This window comes from Streptomyces sp. NPDC059853 (genome assembly GCF_042731495.1).
In the GTDB taxonomy this organism is placed as follows: Bacteria; Actinomycetota; Actinomycetes; order Streptomycetales; family Streptomycetaceae; genus Streptomyces.
The window spans coordinates 1-16,925 of record NZ_JBHWJL010000100.1 but is presented as its reverse complement, the minus strand read 5'-3'; the positions used below and the strand labels follow the sequence as shown (position 1 = coordinate 16,925).

Here is a 16,925-nt window from a genome sequence, read left to right as displayed (position 1 = left end):
GTGCCCACCCCCGCCACCCAAGACCGGCTCGACGTGCTGGTCGCCGAGGGCGGCGACGTTGAGCTTGAGCGGGTTGACGGCGATGCGCAGATCGAGGGCGCTGGCCGCCGCCGTGGTGCTGGTGGTCTCGGTCGCGGAGAGGTCCAGCTCGACGGAGCCGACGCCCGGCACCTCGACGGTGGTGCTGCCGCCGGTGCTGAGGGTGATCTCCTTGCCGAGCACCGTGAGGGAGGCGCCCAGGTTGGCCTCGGCGACGGGGGCCGCGCCGGTGGCGCACACGGCGCGGGCGGTGATGGCCTCCAGTTCGACCACGGAGAGCAGCGGCAGGCCGGGCACGTGGAGCTTCGCCTCGGCCAGCGAGACCTCGGCCTCGGTGCCGTCGGGTCCGGCGGTGGCGGTGGCGGAGGCCACGTCGGCGCGCAGCACCTCGAAGGGACGTCCGCCGTCCACGCCGTCCAGGCTGGCGCTGAGGGCGGTCCTGTCCGCGGTGCCCTCGGTCTCGGGGGCGTTCACCTCGTTGAGCTTGAGTTCGAGCGGGAGCTGGACGGTGCGGTTGAGGAGCCCGACGTCCAGGTTGGTGCGGAGCACCGTGGCGCGGGCCGAGCCGCGGCCGTCGGTCTCCTCGCCGGTGCTGTCCCCGCCGGTCGTCGCGTAGGCGGGGCCGGCGGCCCCCAGCAGCGCGGCGGTGGCCAGCAGGACGGCTGACCGGCGGAAGGCAGAGCTGTACACGTGTGGAACCCCCACGGGAAAGTTGGCGCCGCCACGCGTGCCGATGGGGGACATCACACGCGGTGGCGACTGGGACTCCGCCATCCTTGATGTTCAAACATGGAAACGTCAGCAATCTTCGGGCACTTCACTCGAACGGGGCAAAATCGCGTGAGCGTGCGAATCCAGGGCCTCATCCGTGCGCCTCCGTCCCGCGCGTCACCGCACCCGCACCCCCGCCGGCAGACGCCTCACGCCACCACACGCCCCCGCAGCACCACCCGCCGGGGCCGGGCCAGCACGGTGGGATCGGCGCGCGGGTCCTCGCCGTAGACCACCAGATCGGCCGGGGCGCCCTCGGTCAGCCCCGGACGGCCCAGCCACTGCCGCGCCCGCCAGGAGGCCGCGCCCAGCGCGTCGTGCACGGGCAGCCCGGCGGCCCGCAGTTCGGCCACCTCCTGGGCGATGAGCCCGTGCCCCAGCGACCCCCCGGCGTCGGTGCCGGCGAAGACCGCGATCCCCGCGTCGTACGCCGCCCGTACCGTGTCGTGCCGGCGCGCGTGCAGCCGCCGCATGTGGTCCGCCCAGCGCGGGAACCTGGCCTCCCCGCCGTCCGCGAGCCGGGGGAAGGTCGCGATGTTGACCAGCGTGGGAACGATGGCCACCCCCCGCTCGGCGAACAGCGGAATCGTCTCCTCGGTCAGCCCGGTGGCGTGCTCCACGCAGTCGATGCCGGCCTCCACCAGATCGCGCAGCGAGTCCTCGGCGAAGCAGTGCGCGGTCACCCGGGCGCCCTCCGCGTGCGCCGCGGCGATCGCCTCGCGCAGCGCGCCGGCCGGCCAGCACGGGGCCAGGTCGCCCGCCTCCCGGTCGATCCAGTCGCCGACCAGCTTCACCCAGCCGTCCCCGCGCCGCGCCTGCCTCCGGACGGTGGCGGCCAGTTCGCCGGGCTCGATCTCCTCGGCGTAGTTGCGGATGTAGCGCCGGGTGCGGGCGATGTGCCGGCCCGCCCTGATGAGCCGGGGCAGATCCTCCCGGTCGTCGATCCAGCGGGTGTCGGCGGGCGAGCCGGCGTCGCGCAGCAGCAGCGCGCCCGCGTCCCGGTCCGTCAGCGCCTGCCGCTCGGCGGTGATCCGGTCCACCGCGCCGTGCGCGTCCAGGCCGACATGGCAGTGCGCGTCCACCAGGCCGGGCAGCGCCCAGCCGGTCACCGTGGTGACCTCCCGGAGCCCGCGGGGCCGCGCGAAGGTGATCCGGCCGCCGGTGACCCACAGCTCGTCGCGGACCTCCCACTCGGCACGCCCACCGGACACCGCCCCGGGGCCGAGCAGGATCCGTCCCTTGATGTGCAACGCCGGAGTGTCGTCAATCATGCTCGGCAGCCTACAAATCGACTGCTGGTCTCCGGGGTCGCCGGGGCCCGGACGCAGGTCCGCGGGGTGCACGGCCCGTCGAGCCGGAAGGGTTTGGCGGGAGTACGGGTCCGCAACACCGAGGAGGCCGGCGTGGCCGACCCCAGTGACGGCTTCAGCGCGGAGTTCGACGCGTTCTTCGAGCGGCACCACGCCGAACTGGCCCGGCTCGCCCAGCTGCTGCTCGGCGGCTGGGACAGCGCGGAGAGCGCGGACGATCTGGCCGCCGACGCGCTGGTGGCCATCCGGCACCGCTGGGAGCGGGTACGGGCGGCCGACCGCCCCATCGCGTACGCCCGGGGCGTGGTCGCCCATATGGCGCGCTCCCGGATCCGCAGCAGAACCCGCGAGCGGCACCGGATCGCCCTGTTCTGGTCGCGGCACAGCACCCGGACCGAGGGGCCCGACGTACCGGCGGTGCTGGACGTCCGGCGGCACGCCCCCGGCGGCGGTGACAGCGGGTCCGCTGAGCGCGCTGGGCGAGCTGGATCCGGAGCCTCACGCCTCCTGGTCGCAGAGCACGGTGACGGTGCGGACCGACCGGCCGCTGACCGCGTTCTCGCTGGAGCTGCGGGTGCGGGGCGGCGACGGGGTGCGCTCGACGGGCGCCCGGCGGACCCTGCCGGGCGAGGACTTCGACCTGACGGTGAGCCAGCAGGGCGAGGACCTGGTCCACCGCTGGGTGCTGCGCCCCGGCGCCGGGGTGCCGGCCGGGGAGCACGTGTTCGCCGCGCAGTACGAGCACGCGGCCGACGGACACGAACCCGAGCACGACCGGTACCTCATCCGGGCGACGGCAGCGGACGGCCCGCTGATCGCGGAAGGTGGTTTCCGGTGAATGCGGAACGACAATTCGATGTCTTTTCAACGAGCGCCACGGGTGCTCTTTCCAGGTGAATTATCAACCGACATATCAAGGCGCTCCTGCCCGCTTTTCCGGACCTTAAACGCGCGCATTGCAGTGGATGTCATCAAGCCCACAACCGCCGGAAGAGGTCACGCTGTCGTTACGCATCCGTTACAAACGACGGCCACCTGTCCGCTTTGTCCCGGTAACTAGCCGACATAACTGGACAATCCACCGGGCGGAGCACGGTGCGACAACCCCGCCCCCATAACATATCCACCACCGCTCGGGTAACCCCCTCTCGCGATGCGATTTCGGCCCATGCTCGGTAAATTCGATGGGCATGACCCCCGCACAAGCAGACCATGCACGTGCCGACCAAGAATTCCAGGAAATAGCCGGCGGACTGCGGCTGGAGAGCCCGCGTCCCGAGGACGGAGCCGCATTGTGGCGCATTGCGCGCGACTCCCGGGCCCTCGACCTGAACTCCTCCTACAGCTACCTTCTGTGGTGCCGTGACTACGCCGGTACCTCCATCGTGGCGCGGGACAGCACCGGCGAGCCGGTCGGGTTCATCACCGGCTACACCCGCCCCGAGGCCCCGCGCACCCTGCTGATCTGGCAGGTGGCCGTCGACGCGGCCCAGCGCGGCAAGGGCCTCGCCGCGGCCATGCTGGACGGCCTGGTCGCGCGCACGGGCCGCGAGTGGGGGGTGAACATGGTGGAAACCACCATCACACCGGACAACACCGCCTCCAACCGGCTGTTCGCCTCCTTCGCGCAGCGCCACGGCGCGCCCGTCGAACGCGAGGTCCTGTTCGACTCCGGGAGCTTCCCCGAGCGCGGGCACCAGCCGGAGGTGCTCCACCGGATCGGCCCCGTCCCGGCACCCGACGGGCCCTGAGCCCGTACTCCCCTCCCCCACCGACCACCCCGATTCTTCGCGTACCTCATCCCCCAGGGAGAACGCCGTGACCATCACCCAGCCCGATCTGAGCGTCTTCGAGGCAGTGGAGTCCGAAGTCCGCAGCTACTGCCGCAGCTGGCCCGCCATCTTCGACCGGGCCCAGGGCAGCTACCTGTACGACGAGGACGGCCGCACCTACCTCGACTTCTTCGCCGGGGCGGGCTCGCTCAACTACGGGCACAACAACCCCGTCCTCAAACGCGCCCTGATCGACTACCTGGAGCGCGACGGCATCACCCACGCGCTGGACATGTCCACCACCGCCAAGCGGGCCTTCCTCGAGACCTTCCGCGACGTGGTGCTGCGCCCCCGCGACATGGACCACAAGGTGATGTTCCCCGGCCCCACCGGCACCAACGCGGTGGAGTCGGCGCTGAAGCTGGCCCGCAAGGTGAAGGGCCGCGAGTCGATCGTCTCGTTCACCAACGCCTTCCACGGCATGTCCCTCGGCTCGCTCGCCGTCACCGGCAACGCCTTCAAGCGCGCCGGGGCCGGCATCCCGCTGGTGCACGGCACCCCGATGCCGTTCGACGACTACCTGGACGGCCGCACCCCGGACTTCATCTGGTTCGAGCGGCTGCTGGAGGACTCCGGCTCCGGCCTCAACCAGCCCGCCGCCGTGATCGTGGAGACGGTCCAGGGCGAGGGCGGCATCAACGTGGCCCGCGCCGAGTGGCTGCGCGCGCTGGCCGACCTGTGCCACCGCCATGACATGCTGCTGATCGTCGACGACATCCAGATGGGCTGCGGCCGTACCGGACCGTTCTTCTCCTTCGAGGAGGCGGGCATCATGCCGGACATCATCACCGTCTCCAAGTCCATCGGCGGCTACGGGCTGCCGCTGGCCCTGACCCTCTTCCGCCCCGAGCTGGACATCTGGGAGCCGGGCGAGCACAACGGCACCTTCCGCGGCAACAACCCCGCCTTCGTCACCGCGGCCGCCGCGCTCAACACCTACTGGACCGACGGCCAGATGGAGAAGCAGACCCTGGCCCGCGGCGAGCGGATCGAGCGGACGCTGCGCGACCTCGTCGCCGAACACGCGCACGCCGGCGCGTCCTTCCGCGGCCGCGGCCTGGTCTGGGGGCTGGAGTTCGAGGACCCGGCCCGCGCCACCGCCGTGTGCCGGCGCGCCTTCGAGCTGGGGCTGCTGCTGGAGACCTCGGGGCCGCAGAGCGAGGTCGTCAAGTTCCTGCCCGCGCTCACCATCAGCCCGGAGGAGCTGGACGAGGGCCTGCGCATCGTCACCCGCGCCGTCCGGGACACCGACTGACCGGCGGCGCGCGAGCGCACCACCGGCCACACCCCCGGAAACGAGAACCGAGAAGGGAAGTCCCCCACCGTGATCGTCCGATCCATCAGCGACATCGAGGGCACCGACCGCGACATCGAGTCCGCGTCGGGCACCTGGCGCAGCAAGCGCATCATCCTGGCCAAGGAGCGCGTCGGGTTCTCCCTGCACGAGACGGTGCTGTACGCCGGCACCGAGACCTCGATGTGGTACGCCAACCACGTGGAAGCGGTCTTCTGCGTGTCGGGCGAGGCCGAACTGACCAATGACGACACCGGCGAGAAGCATCTGATCACCCCCGGGACGATGTACCTGCTGGACGGCCACGAGAAGCACACCGTCCGCCCGAAGACGGACTTCAAGGTGCTGTGCGTCTTCAACCCGCCGGTGACCGGCCGCGAGGACCACGACGAGAACGGCGTCTATCCGCTGCTGACCGAGCCGGAGGTGAGCTGATCCCCGAAAGCCCCGCCGACAGCCGCATCACCACTTCACCACCGGAAACGGAAGGGAAGGCACGCACCATGACCATCGCCCGCGAACGCACCGCTGACCTGTACCCGACCCGAGGCGCCACCGAGGTGTCCACCCCGCGGCAGGACCCGGTGGTGTGGTCCCCGCCCGGCACCCCGGGGCCGGTCAGCGCGGAGCAGCTGGCCGGTCTGGAGCGGGACGGATTCCTCTCCGTCGAACAGCTCATCACCCCCGAGGAGGTGGCGGGCTACCGCGCCGAACTGGACCGGCTGATCACCGACCCGGACATCCGGGCGGACGAGCGCTCGATCGTGGAGCCGAAGTCCCAGGAGATCCGCTCGGTGTTCGAGGTGCACCGGATCAGCGAGGTGTTCGCCTCTCTGGTGCGCGACCCCCGGGTGGTGGGGACGGCTCGGCAGATCCTGGGGTCGGACGTGTACGTCCACCAGTCGCGGATCAACGTCAAGCCGGGGTTCGGCGCCAGCGGGTTCTACTGGCACTCGGACTTCGAGACCTGGCACGCGGAGGACGGGCTGCCCCGGATGCGGACCATATCGGTGTCGATCGCGCTGACCGAGAATTACGACACCAACGGCGGCCTGATGATCATGCCCGGTTCGCATCAGACGTTCCTGGGCTGCGCCGGTGAGACGCCGAAGGACAACTACAAGAAGTCGCTCCAGATGCAGGACGCAGGGACCCCGTCCGACGAGGCCCTGACCCGGTTCGCGCAGGAGCACGGCATCAAGCTGTTCACCGGCCCGGCCGGTTCGGCGACCTGGTTCGACTGCAACTGCATGCACGGCTCCGGGGACAACATCACCCCGTACCCGCGCAGCAATGTCTTCATCGTCTTCAACAGCGTGGAGAACACGGCGGTCGAGCCCTTCGCCGCGCCGGTGCCGCGCCCCGAGTACATCGGGGCCCGGGACTTCACCCCGGTGCGCTAGGACGCGGGCGCGGCACACGGCCCCCGGTGTCCCGTCTCCGGACGGGGCACCGGGGGTCGTGCTGTGCTGTGCCCGGTGGGGCTACGGCCACCACATGGCGGGCAGCGCGCGGTCGTCGTAGTCGAACAGCGCCTGGTTCTCCCAGCCGTTGCCGGAGGACGGGTCGGTCTCGTCCCAGCCGTTGCCGGGCACCGCCGTCCAGGCCGGCTCCCAGTAGAAGACGCCGAGGCCGCGCCCGCCGGGCACCGAGGCGACCACCTCGCCGATGTCCCGCATCCAGGCGGCCTGGCCCTGCGGGGTGGCCGGGTAGCCGGGCACCAGCTGGGAGGGCTCGGCGATGATGTCGGGGTGGCTGTCCTTGCTGCCGAGCCGGAACGGGTAGGCGGTCTCGGCCACCAGCACGTCCCGGCCGTACCGGCTCGCCGCGTCGTGCAGGTTGGCGCGCAGTTCGGCGAGGGTGCCGTGCCAGTAGCCGTAGAAGGACAGCGCGATCACGTCGAAGGAGACGCCGCGCGCCACCGCGTTGTCGAACCACCAGCGGGTGCCGCCCAGATCGCCGCCCTCCGCGAGGTGCAGCGCGATCCGGATCCCGGGCGAGGCGGAACGGGCTGCCGCCGCCCCGGCGTTCAGCAGCCCGGCGAGCCGGCCCCAGTCGGTGCTGCGGCCGTCGGGCCACAGCATGCCGCCGTTGATCTCGTTGCCGATCTGCGCCATGGCCGCCGGGGTGCCCTGCCGGGCCAGTGAGCCGAGGATGTCGGCGGTGTGGTCGGCCACCGCCGCCTCCAGGGCGGCGCCGGTGAGGCTGTTCCAGGCGGCGGGCTTGAACTGCTTGCCGGGGTCGGCCCAGGTGTCGGAGTAGTGGAAGTCCACCAGCAGCCGCATGCCCTGGTCCTGGATGCGGCGGGCCATGGCCAGCAGGTGGGGTTTGCCGTGGTATCCGTCGGCCGCGTCGACCCAGACCTTGATCCGGGCCCAGTTGGCACCGGCCTCGCGCAGGATCCGTACGGCGTCGCCCCGGGTGCCGTCCGCGTAGCGGAAGACGGCGCCCTTGTCCTCGCCCTTGGGCAGCGAGGACAGGTCGACGCCCCGGATCCCGAGGCCGGCGGCCCGGGCCGTGCCGGTGGGGAGGGCGAGAACGGCGGGTGCGGCCAGAGCGGCCGTGCCCAGACGGAGCACACTGCGTCGGCGCATCGTCAAGGGTCCCTTCCTTGAGGGGTGCGTGAACGGTGGGGGTGGCGCTGTTCCTGGAGGGTTCTGCCGGACACGGGTACGGATACGGCGCGGGCCGGGCCGGGCCGCGGGGGTCAGTCGTCCAGGTGCAGCACCCGTACGCCGCCCGCCGGGACCGGCAGGGTGGCGGCCACCCGGGTCCCGGTGAGGAGTTCGGTGCCGTCGCCGCCGACCGTGACCTCGGTGTCGGCGTCGGTGTGGTTGATGACGAACAGGTAGCGGCCGCTCTCGCCCTCCCGGCGCACCACCTCGACGTCGCGCGGCAGGTCCTCGCGCGCGGCGATGCCGGCGTCGAGTCCCGCGGCGGCCAGCACGGTGTCGAGCCCGGCGGTGTCCAGCCGGGCGGACACGTACCAGGCGGTGCCCTCGCCGAGTTCGTGGCGGGTGATCGCGGGGCAGCCGGCGGCCGGGCCGTCGGCGTACGTCCACACCGGCTCGGCGCCGCGCGCCACCACCGTCTCGGCCCAGACGTCGGCGGTGAGCCGGTGCCCGTCGGGGCCCTCCAGGGTGACCTGCTCGCCGGCCCGCAGCGGCTGGAACTCCTCGACGGTGAGCCCGAGGACGTCGCGCAGCGCGCCGGGGTGCGGACCGGGGTGGACGGCGTCGTGTTCGTCCACGATGCCGGAGAAGTAGCAGACGACCAGGGTGCCGCCGCCCTCGACGTAGCGGCGCAGGTTCTGCCCGGCCTCCGCCGTCATCAGGTACAGGGCAGGCACCACGACCAGCGGGTAGCCGCTGAGGTCGGCCTCGGGGTGGGCGAAGTCCACGGTGACGTGGCGGTCGAACAGCGCCGCGTAGACGGCCTCGGCGCGCTCCCGGGTGTCGAGGTCCTCGCTCGGCCGCCACTCCAGCTTCTGCGCCCACCAGGACTGCCAGTCCCACACGAGGGCGGCGTCGGCGACGGTCCGGGTGCCGCGCACCGGCTCCAGCGCGCCGATGTGGCCGCCGAGCGCCACCACCTCGCGCCAGATGCGGCTGTCGGTTCCGGCGTGCGGCACCATCGCGGAGTGGAATTTCTCGGCGCCGGAGCGGGAGGCGCGCCACTGGAAGAACATGGCGCCCTCGGAGCCGCGCGCGACGTGGGCGAGGCTGTTGCGGGCCATCTCGCCGGGGCGCTTGGCGATGCCGCGGGTCTGCCAGTTGACGCCGCTGGTGGAGTGTTCGAGCAGCAGCCAGGGCTTGCCGCCGCCCACCGAGCGGGAGAGGTCGGCGGCCATCGAGAGGTTGATGTGGTTGCGGTCGTCCTCGGCCACCAGGTAGTGGTCGTTGGTGACGATGTCGACCTCGCGCGCCCACGCCCAGTAGTCGATGGTGTCGCACTGGGTGGGCGAGACCATGAAGTTGGTGGTGACCGGGACGCCGGGTGACAGTTCGTGCAGCAGGTCGCGCTCGCGGCGGAAGTTGTCCAGGGCGCTGTCGCTGGCGAACCGGGCGAAGTCCAGGCGCTGGGCGGGGTTGCAGGTGGTGGGGGTGAGCCGGGGCGGGTTGATCTCCTCCCAGTCGCCGTACGCCTGGCCCCAGAAGGCGGTGCCCCAGGCGGCGTTGAGCGCGTCCAGGGTGCCGTAGCGCTCGGTGAGCCAGCGGCGGAAGTGGGCGGCCGAGACGTCGCAGTAGCACTCCAGCACCGGCACGCCGTACTCGTTGTGGACGTGCCACATGGCGACGGCGGGGTGCTGGCCGTACCGCTCGGCGAGCGCCCGGGTGATCCCGGCGGCGGCCTCCTGGTAGGCGGGCGAGCTGTGGCAGATGGCGCCGCGCGAGCCGAAGGCGAGCCGGACGCCCTCGCGGCTGACCGGCAGGGCCTCGGGGTGGGCGCGGTAGAACCAGGCGGGCGGCACCACGGTGGGGGTGGCGAGGTCGGCGCGGATGCCGGCGGCGTGCAGCAGGTCGAGCAGCCGGTCCAGCCAGCCGAAGGTGTAGCGGCCGGGGCTGGGTTCGAGCTTGGCCCAGGAGAAGATCCCGACGCTGACCATGGTCACCCCGGCCTCGCGCATCAGGGCGATGTCCTCCTGCCAGGTCTCCTCGGGCCACTGCTCGGGGTTGTAGTCACCGCCGTAGGCGAGGCGGCCTGGGCCCTGGGGGACGGCGTGCGGCATGGGTACTCCTGGGCATCGCGTGGGAACGTGCACAGCCGTCGCTGGCTGCGTCACACCAACATAACCGCACAGCATCAACCATTGACAAGTGTCTGTTCTGTTTCTCTACTGTGAACGCTCACAGTCCCTGCCAGGGAGGCATGATGAATCACCGCACCGTCGCGGTACTGGCCGCCACCGTCTTCTCCTCCGTCGCCCTCGCCGGCTGCGGCGGCTCCTCGGGCGACTCCTCGTCCGGACCGGTCAACCTCACCTACTGGGCCTGGGCGCCGGGCATGGACGAGGTCGTCGCGCTGTGGAACGACGCCAACCCGGACATCCAGGTCACGGTGAAGAAGCAGGCCAGCGGGGACGACCTGGTCACCAAGACCATCACCGCCGCCAAGGCGGGCAACGCCCCCGATCTCATGCAGGCCGAGTACCAGGCGCTGCCCACCCTGGTCAGCAACGACGTCCTGGCCGACATCTCCGACCAGGTCGCCGACGCCGAGGACGCGTTCGCGCCCGGACTGTGGCAGCAGGTCACGCTCGGCACCGACGCCGTCTACGCGCTCCCGCAGGACTCCGGGCCGCTGATGTTCTACTACCGCGCCGACCTGTTCGAGGAGTACGGGCTGACCGTCCCCACCACCTGGGACGAGTTCGCCGACACCGCGCGCGAGCTGAAGGAGACCGAGCCCGGCAAGGTCCTCACCACCTTCTCCGCCAACGACGCGGGCCTGTTCGCCGGGCTCGCCCAGCAGGCCGGCGCCCAGTGGTGGACCACCGAGGGCGAGCAGTGGAAGGTCGCCATCGACGACGAGGCCACCGGCCGGGTCGCCGACTTCTGGGGCGGCCTGGTCGCCGAGGGCGTCATCGACAACCAGCCCATGTACACCCCCGCCTGGAACAACGCCCTCAACACCGGCGAGCAGCTGGCCTGGGTGAGCGCCGTCTGGGCCCCCGGCACCCTCACCACCGCCGCCCCCGACACCGCGGGCAAGTGGGCCATGGCGCCCCTCCCCCAGTGGAACGCCGGCGAGAACGTCACCGGCAGCTGGGGCGGCTCCACCACCGCCGTCACCAACGACGCCCGTGACAAGGACGCCGCCGCCGCGTTCGCCACCTGGCTCAACACCGACCCCGAGGCGCTGACCGCGCTGGTGCGCGCCGGGGGCATCTACCCCGCCGCCACCGCCGCCCAGACCGGCGAGGCGCTGGCCGAGGCCCCCGAGTTCTTCGCCAACCAGCCCGACTTCTACGTCACCGCCGCCGAGATAGCCGAGGGCACCGCGCCCGCCGCCTGGGGCCCCAACACCAACGTCGCCTACGCCACGTTCAACGACGCCTTCGGCGAGGCGGCCCGCACCCGGGGCGACTTCCGCGCCGCGCTCACCGCCATGCAGCGCGCCACCGCGGACGACATGACCGGCCACGGCTTCCAGGTCATCGAGTGAGGAAGCACCGCGCCGCGCACGGCGCCCCGCGCCGTGCGCCCTATCTCTTCCTGCTCCCCGCCGGGCTGCTGTTCGCGCCTTTCTTCGCGCTGCCCATCGGCTACGCCGGGTATCTGTCGCTGCGCAAGATCGAGGTCAAGGGCCTGGGCCTGGGCAGCGGCGCCCGCTCGGAGGTGTGGGCCGGGTTCTCCAACTACACCGACGCGCTCACCGACCCGGTGCTGCTGGACGGCGCCCTGCGGGTGCTGGTGTACGGGCTGATCGTCGTCCCCCTGATGCTGGGACTCGCCCTGCTGTTCGCGCTCATGCTGGACTCCGACCGGGTGCGCGGGCGCGCCTTCACCCGGCTGGCGATCTTCCTGCCGTACGCCGTGCCCGGGGTGATCGCCGCGCTGCTGTGGGGCTTCCTGTACCTGCCCTCGGTCAGCCCGCTGCACTACACGCTGGACGCGCTCGGGCTGCCGCAGCCCGATCTGCTCAGCGGCGGGGCGCTGTACGTCGCGCTGTCCAACATCGCGGTGTGGGGCGGCACCGGGTTCAACATGATCGTCATCTACACGGCGCTGCGCGCGATCCCGGCCGAGGTGTACGAGGCTGCCCGGCTGGACGGCTGCTCGCAGTGGCAGATCGCCTGGCGGATCAAGATCCCGATGGTGGCGCCGTCCCTGGTGCTCACCTTCTTCTTCTCGGTCATCGCCACGCTCCAGGTCTTCAACGAGCCGACCACGCTGCGGCCGCTGACCAACAGCCTGTCCACCACCTGGTCCCCGATGATGAAGGTCTACCAGGACGCCTTCGTCGCCGGTGACATCCACTCCGGCGCGGCCACCGCCGTCATCATCGCCGTGGTCACCTTCGCCCTGTCCTTCGGCTTTCTGCGGCTGGCAGGCGCCCGTACCCGGCGGGAGGAGAACCGATGACCGCCCCGACCACCACCGCACCGCCCTCCGGGCGCGGGGGCGGCTGGCTGCCCACCGCCGTCCTGTTCGTGGGCGCGGCGTACTGTCTGCTCCCGGTGGTGTGGGTGGTCATGGCCGCCACCAAGTCCGGCAGCGAGCTGTTCACCACCTTCACCTTCCTTCCCGGCACCGGTTTCGCCGAGAACCTGGGCGATCTCTCCGGGTACCGGGACGGCGTCTACTGGACGTGGATGGCCAACTCGGCGCTGTACGCCGGTCTTGGCGCGCTGCTGTCGGCGGCCGTGTCGGCGGTCAGCGGCTACGCGCTGGCGCTGTACCGGTTCCGGGGCCGGGAGACCGTCTTCAACGTGCTGCTGGCCGGGGTGCTGATGCCGCCGGTGATCCTGGCGGTGCCGCAGTATCTGCTGATGGCCGAGGTGTCCCTGACGGACAGTCATCTGTCGGTGCTGCTGCCGGTGATCCTCTCCCCGTACGGCATCTATCTGGCGCGGATCTACGCGGCGGCGGCGGTGCCGCAGGACGTGGTGGAGGCGGGCCGGATGGACGGTGCCGGGGAGTGGCGGATCTTCCGCACCGTGGCGCTGCCGATGATGCTGCCGGGACTGGTGACGATCTTCCTCTTCCAGTTCGTCGCCATCTGGAACAACTTCCTGCTGCCGTACATCATGCTCAGCGACGACGAGAAGTTCCCCCTCACCCTGGGTCTGTTCACGCTGCTCAACCAGGGGTCCAACACCCCGGCGCTGTACACGCTGGTGATCACCGGGGCGCTGCTGGCGATCGTGCCGCTCATCGCGCTGTTCCTGTTCATCCAGCGCTTCTGGAGCCTGGACCTGCTCTCCGGCGCCGTAAAGTCGTGACCATGTCCGTACCAGCGCGGCGCCGTCGGGCGCCGACGATCCACGACGTGGCCCGGGAGGCCGGTGTCTCCCGGGGCACCGTCTCCCGGTTCCTCAACGGCGGCCACCACGTCAGCGCCGTGTCGGCCCGCGCCGTGGAGGAGGCCATCCGCAGGACCGGGTACGTCGTCAACCGCCACGCGCGCTCGCTGATCACCGGCCGGTCGGGCTCGGCGGCCTTCCTGCTGACCGAGCCGCAGGAGAAGTTCTTCGAGGACCCCAACTTCAATGTCCTGCTGCGCGGTTGCACCCAGGCGCTGGCCGCGCACGACATCCCGCTGCTGATGATGATCGCCGGGACCCGCGAGGAGCAGCGCCGGCTGCTGCGCTATGTGACCTCCGGACATGTGGACGGGGTGCTGCTGGTCTCCAGCCACACCGGCGATCCGGTCGCGGAGCAGCTGGTGTCCGCCGGGGTGCCGGTGGTGCTGTGCGGCAAACCGATGGGCCCCGGCGGGCGGCTGGCGCATGTGGCCGCCGACGACCGCGACGGCGCCCGGGAGATGGTGCGTCACCTGGTGGGTCTGGGCCGGCGCAGCATCGGTACGGTCACCGGCCCGCTGGACACCCCCGGCGGGGTGGAGCGGCTGGCCGGCTACCGGGAGGTGCTGGAGGCGGCCGGGCTGCCGGTGACGGAGGACCTGATCGCGACCGGGGACTACAGCCGGGAGGGCGGTGAGGCGGCGGCGGCCGGGCTGCTGGCGCGGCGCCCCGATCTGGACGCGCTGTTCGTGGCCTCCGACCTGATGGCGCAGGGCGCGCTGGCGGCGCTGACGGCGGCGGGCCGCCGGGTGCCGCAGGACGTGGCGGTCGGCGGCTTCGACGACTCGGCGGCGGCGGTGGCCTCCCGGCCGGCGCTGACGACGATCCGGCAGCCGTGGGACCGGATCAGCCAGGAGATGGTGCGGCTGCTGCTGGCGCAGATCGGCGGGGAGGACTCCTCGGCGGTGATCCTGCCCACCGAGCTGGTACGCCGTCAGTCCGCCTAGGGAGGGATGCCGTATGAACGAGAAGCGGCGGATCGGGATTCTGCTGTTCCCGGACGTGGAGGAGCTGGACGCCGTCGGCCCCTGGGAGGTGCTCGCCTACTGGACCCGGAACTTCCCCGGGGACGGCTGGGAGACGTTCACCTTCTCCGCCGACGGCCGGCCGGTGGAGTGCGCCAAGGGCCTGACGGTGGCGGCCCATCACGCGCGCGAGGACATGCCCGCGCCGGACGTCCTGCTGCACCCGGGCGGGCGGGGCACCCGTCCGCTGCTGCGGGACGCGGCGCATCTGGCGTGGGTACGCGACCAGCGCGTCTCCGTACCGCTGCTGACCAGTGTGTGCACCGGTTCGCTGGTGTACGCGGCGGCCGGTGTGCTGCGGGGCCGGCCGGCCACCACGCACTGGGGGGCGCTCGGCCTGCTGGCCGAGCTCGACCCCACGGTCGAGGTGCGCCCCGGGGACCGGTTCGTGGACGACGGTGATGTGATCACCTCGGCCGGGGTGTCGGCCGGGATCGACATGGCGCTGCATCTGGTGGCCCGGCTGGCGGGGCCGGAGCGGGCCGGGGAGGTGCGGCGGGGCATCCAGTACGAGCCGCGGCCGCCGGTGTGAGCGGCCGTCCGGGCATCCGCGCGGTCCGGCCCGGGACGGTGGCCGCTCGGGCACCGTCCCGGGCGGGGCGCGGCCGGGTGGTCAGGCGCCGATGACGCCGCCGTCCGTGCGGCGGATGGCGACGGTGGCGGAGCGGGGGCGGCCGTCCGGGTCGAAGTCGGGCCAGTTGCTGACGGCCCGGGGGTTCTCCGGGGTGGGTTCGCCCCAGGCGGGGGTGGCCTCGCCGGGGTGCTGGACGTTGACGAACATGGTCCGCTGGTCCGGGGTGGTGATCACCCCGGTGATCTCGCAGCCGCGCGGGCCGGTGAGGAAGCGGCGGATCTCCCCGGTGTGCGGGTCGGCGGCCAGCATCTGGTTGTTGCCGATGCGGTCGTAGCCCTTCTCCGGCAGATTCTGCGAGGAGTTGGAGACGTCGGTGAGGATCCACAGCCGGCTGTCCGGGTCGAACCACAGGCCGTCGGGCGAGCCGAAGCGGGTGTCGTCGGTGAGGTCGGTGCGCTCGTCGTACGCGGGGTCGCCGGCCAGCAGGAAGATGTCCCAGCTGAAGGTGGTGGCGGTGTTGTCGCCGTCGCTCTCGCGCCAGCGGATGATGTGCCCGTACGGGTTGGGGGTACGGGGGTTGGCGGCGCCGCCCCGGCCGCTGCCGCCTGTGAGCGAGCAGTACACGTCCTGGTTCCCGGGATTGACGGCGATCCACTCGGGGCGGTCCATCGGGGTGGCGCCGAGGGCGTCGGCGGCCTCGCGGGTGCGCAGCAGCACATCGGCCTGGTCCGTCCAGCCGGCCTCGCGGGTCAGCGGGCCGGTGCCGTGGGTGAGCGGCAGCCAGCGGCCGGTGCCGTCGTCCTCGAACCGGGCCACGTACAGCGTGCCGTGGTCCAGCGGGCTGCGGCCCCGGGCGCGGTGGGCGCGCCAGGAGCCGTCGCCGACGAACTTGTAGAGGTAGTCGCCGTCCTGGTCGTCGCCGGTGTAGGCGACGATCCGGCCGTGTGCCTCGGTGGTGACGCAGCCCTCGTGCTTGATGCGGCCGAGCGCGGTGCGCTTGACGGGGACGGCGTCGGGGTCCATGGGGTCGATCTCCACGACCCAGCCGAAGCGGTTGGCCTCGTGGGGGTTGACGGCGATGTCGAAGCGCGGGTCGGCCTCGTGCCAGCGGTAGCCGAAGCCCTCGCGGTCGATGCCGTAGCGGGCCTGGAGGCCGTTGGGTTCCCAGCCGGGGTGTTCGGTGCCGAAGTAGGCGTTGAAGTTCTCCTCGCAGGCGAGGTAGGTGCCCCAGGGGGTGACGCCGTGCGAGCAGTTGTTGATGGTGCCGCGGGGCGGGTCGGCCGCTTGCAGGGCGGGGTGGCGGGGGCCGACGGGGCCGGAGAAGGTGACCGGGGTGTCGGCGGTGACGCGGCGGGCGCGCGGGGAGTCGGCGACCTGCCAGCCGTGGCGTTCGGTGTGGACGAGTTCGACGATGCTGACGCCGTGCGCGGCGGTGGCCTTGGCGACCTTCTCGCGGGTCATCTCGGCGTCGCCGTCGGGGAAGAGGAGTTGCTGGTCGATGTACTCGTGGTTGAGGACGAGCAGTCCGCGGCGGTTGCCCTCGGGGCCCTTGCCGAGTGGGAAGAAGTGCATGCCGTCGTGGTTCATGCCGACCTGCTGGGCCTGTTCGGCGGCGGAGTTCGCGGCGTCCTTGCGCCAGGCCGGGCCGCCGGGGCGGACCGGGGTGCCCCAGGGGATGATGACCTGCGCCTCGTATCCCTCGGGGAGGGTGAGCCGGTCGGCGTCGGAGGTGGGGACCGGGGTGAACCCGAGGGTGGGGCGGCGGCCGGGCGCGCCGGGCGGCGCGGTCCCGGCGGCGGCCTGTGCGGGGCCGGTGCTCCCGGTGAGGAACCCGGCCGCGGCGGCGACGGCACCGGAGGCGAGGACGGAGCGGCGGCTGAAGCGGGCGGCGGCGACCTCGTGGAAGGGCCGGTTGGCCGAGGGGTTGGAGCTCACCTCGTCCGGGTCGGACGCGGGGAAGACCGGGCGACGCTGGACGGACATCCGCTGATCCTTACTGCCGGAAACAGGACATTTCCGAGAGGTTAGGAGCGATCCTGTCTCTTATACACATC

The 16,925-nt window shown here is 72.0% G+C and carries 14 protein-coding genes and 2 pseudogenes; 11 read left to right on the top strand and 5 right to left on the bottom strand.

Annotated elements, in window-relative coordinates; translation table 11 throughout:
* Together ACFV5N_RS13575 and ACFV5N_RS13570 are read right to left on the bottom strand one after the other, a co-directional pair.
* The coding region (locus ACFV5N_RS13575) for an SCO1860 family LAETG-anchored protein (protein WP_385598313.1) at positions 1-729 on the bottom strand (729 nt) is incomplete at its 3' end.
* A 230-nt stretch (positions 730-959) separates the two neighbouring features.
* Complete coding sequence (locus ACFV5N_RS13570) at positions 960-2,081, bottom strand: amidohydrolase family protein (RefSeq protein WP_385598310.1); 1,122 nt, start codon at positions 2,079-2,081, stop codon at positions 960-962.
* A 93-nt stretch (positions 2,082-2,174) separates the two neighbouring features.
* Here ACFV5N_RS13570 and ACFV5N_RS13565 point away from each other — a divergent pair.
* From ACFV5N_RS13565 to thpD, 6 genes and pseudogenes are all read left to right on the top strand, one after another.
* Positions 2,175-2,552, top strand: a pseudogene (locus ACFV5N_RS13565) (sigma factor); the annotation flags it as partial.
* A 19-nt stretch (positions 2,553-2,571) separates the two neighbouring features.
* Positions 2,572-2,958 (top strand): hypothetical protein, encoded by a 387-nt coding sequence (locus tag ACFV5N_RS13560; protein WP_385598317.1) that lies wholly within the window; start codon positions 2,572-2,574, stop codon positions 2,956-2,958.
* A 352-nt stretch (positions 2,959-3,310) separates the two neighbouring features.
* A complete protein-coding gene (ectA, locus tag ACFV5N_RS13555; protein ID WP_385598308.1) occupies positions 3,311-3,871 on the top strand; it encodes a diaminobutyrate acetyltransferase in 561 nt (186 codons plus the stop codon).
* 67 nt (positions 3,872-3,938) lie between these two features.
* Positions 3,939-5,207: a diaminobutyrate--2-oxoglutarate transaminase gene (gene ectB / locus ACFV5N_RS13550; protein ID WP_385598305.1), complete on the top strand. Its 1,269-nt coding sequence runs from the start codon at positions 3,939-3,941 to the stop codon at positions 5,205-5,207.
* Between the two features lie 69 nt (positions 5,208-5,276).
* The gene (locus ACFV5N_RS13545; protein WP_019433891.1) at positions 5,277-5,681 is read left to right on the top strand and encodes an ectoine synthase; all 405 of its coding nucleotides are present in this window, start codon (positions 5,277-5,279) and stop codon (positions 5,679-5,681) included.
* A gap of 68 nt (positions 5,682-5,749) precedes the next feature.
* Entirely contained in the window at positions 5,750-6,649 is a 900-nt protein-coding gene (gene thpD, locus ACFV5N_RS13540; RefSeq protein ID WP_385598302.1) for an ectoine hydroxylase, read from the top strand.
* An 81-nt stretch (positions 6,650-6,730) separates the two neighbouring features.
* Here thpD and ACFV5N_RS13535 read toward each other — a convergent pair.
* A pseudogene (locus tag ACFV5N_RS13535) lies at positions 6,731-7,771 on the bottom strand (arabinogalactan endo-beta-1,4-galactanase); the annotation flags it as partial.
* Positions 7,772-7,953: 182 nt separating this feature from the next.
* Positions 7,954-9,975 carry a beta-galactosidase gene (locus ACFV5N_RS13530; RefSeq protein ID WP_385598299.1) on the bottom strand — a complete coding sequence of 674 codons (2,022 nt, stop codon included), beginning with the start codon at positions 9,973-9,975 and terminating at the stop codon, positions 7,954-7,956.
* Between the two features lie 143 nt (positions 9,976-10,118).
* Between ACFV5N_RS13530 and ACFV5N_RS13525 the strand changes: the two genes are divergently transcribed.
* The 5 genes from ACFV5N_RS13525 to ACFV5N_RS13505 are packed head-to-tail and all read left to right on the top strand — an operon-like array spanning position 10,119 to position 14,829.
* The gene (locus ACFV5N_RS13525; protein WP_385598315.1) at positions 10,119-11,411 is read left to right on the top strand and encodes an extracellular solute-binding protein; all 1,293 of its coding nucleotides are present in this window, start codon (positions 10,119-10,121) and stop codon (positions 11,409-11,411) included.
* Complete coding sequence (locus ACFV5N_RS13520) at positions 11,408-12,331, top strand: carbohydrate ABC transporter permease (protein ID WP_385598296.1); 924 nt, start codon at positions 11,408-11,410, stop codon at positions 12,329-12,331. Before ACFV5N_RS13525 ends, ACFV5N_RS13520 begins: the two co-directional genes overlap by 4 nt.
* The gene (locus tag ACFV5N_RS13515; RefSeq protein ID WP_385598293.1) at positions 12,328-13,191 is read left to right on the top strand and encodes a carbohydrate ABC transporter permease; all 864 of its coding nucleotides are present in this window, start codon (positions 12,328-12,330) and stop codon (positions 13,189-13,191) included. Before ACFV5N_RS13520 ends, ACFV5N_RS13515 begins: the two co-directional genes overlap by 4 nt.
* Positions 13,188-14,219 carry a LacI family DNA-binding transcriptional regulator gene (locus ACFV5N_RS13510; RefSeq protein WP_385598290.1) on the top strand — a complete coding sequence of 344 codons (1,032 nt, stop codon included), beginning with the start codon at positions 13,188-13,190 and terminating at the stop codon, positions 14,217-14,219. Before ACFV5N_RS13515 ends, ACFV5N_RS13510 begins: the two co-directional genes overlap by 4 nt.
* A gap of 13 nt (positions 14,220-14,232) precedes the next feature.
* Complete coding sequence (locus ACFV5N_RS13505; protein ID WP_385598287.1) at positions 14,233-14,829, top strand: DJ-1/PfpI family protein; 597 nt, start codon at positions 14,233-14,235, stop codon at positions 14,827-14,829.
* An 81-nt stretch (positions 14,830-14,910) separates the two neighbouring features.
* Here the strand turns inward: ACFV5N_RS13505 and ACFV5N_RS13500 are convergent, their stop codons facing one another.
* Positions 14,911-16,854: a PhoX family protein gene (locus ACFV5N_RS13500; protein ID WP_385598283.1), complete on the bottom strand. Its 1,944-nt coding sequence runs from the start codon at positions 16,852-16,854 to the stop codon at positions 14,911-14,913.
* Between the last annotated feature and the right edge of the window lie 71 nt (positions 16,855-16,925).

Bases quoted from the DNA above. Each gene is read 5' to 3' on its own strand.
- ACFV5N_RS13570 (WP_385598310.1), bottom strand. From the start codon at position 2,081: ATGATTGACGACACTCCGGCGTTGCACATCAAGGGACGGATCCTGCTC.
- ACFV5N_RS13530 (WP_385598299.1), bottom strand. From the start codon at position 9,975: ATGCCGCACGCCGTCCCCCAGGGCCCAGGCCGCCTCGCCTACGGCGGT.
- thpD (WP_385598302.1), top strand. From the start codon at position 5,750: ATGACCATCGCCCGCGAACGCACCGCTGACCTGTACCCGACCCGAGGC.
- ACFV5N_RS13515 (WP_385598293.1), top strand. From the start codon at position 12,328: ATGACCGCCCCGACCACCACCGCACCGCCCTCCGGGCGCGGGGGCGGC.
- ACFV5N_RS13525 (WP_385598315.1), top strand. From the start codon at position 10,119: ATGAATCACCGCACCGTCGCGGTACTGGCCGCCACCGTCTTCTCCTCC.
- ACFV5N_RS13505 (WP_385598287.1), top strand. From the start codon at position 14,233: ATGAACGAGAAGCGGCGGATCGGGATTCTGCTGTTCCCGGACGTGGAG.
- ACFV5N_RS13500 (WP_385598283.1), bottom strand. From the start codon at position 16,854: ATGTCCGTCCAGCGTCGCCCGGTCTTCCCCGCGTCCGACCCGGACGAG.
- ectA (WP_385598308.1), top strand. From the start codon at position 3,311: ATGACCCCCGCACAAGCAGACCATGCACGTGCCGACCAAGAATTCCAG.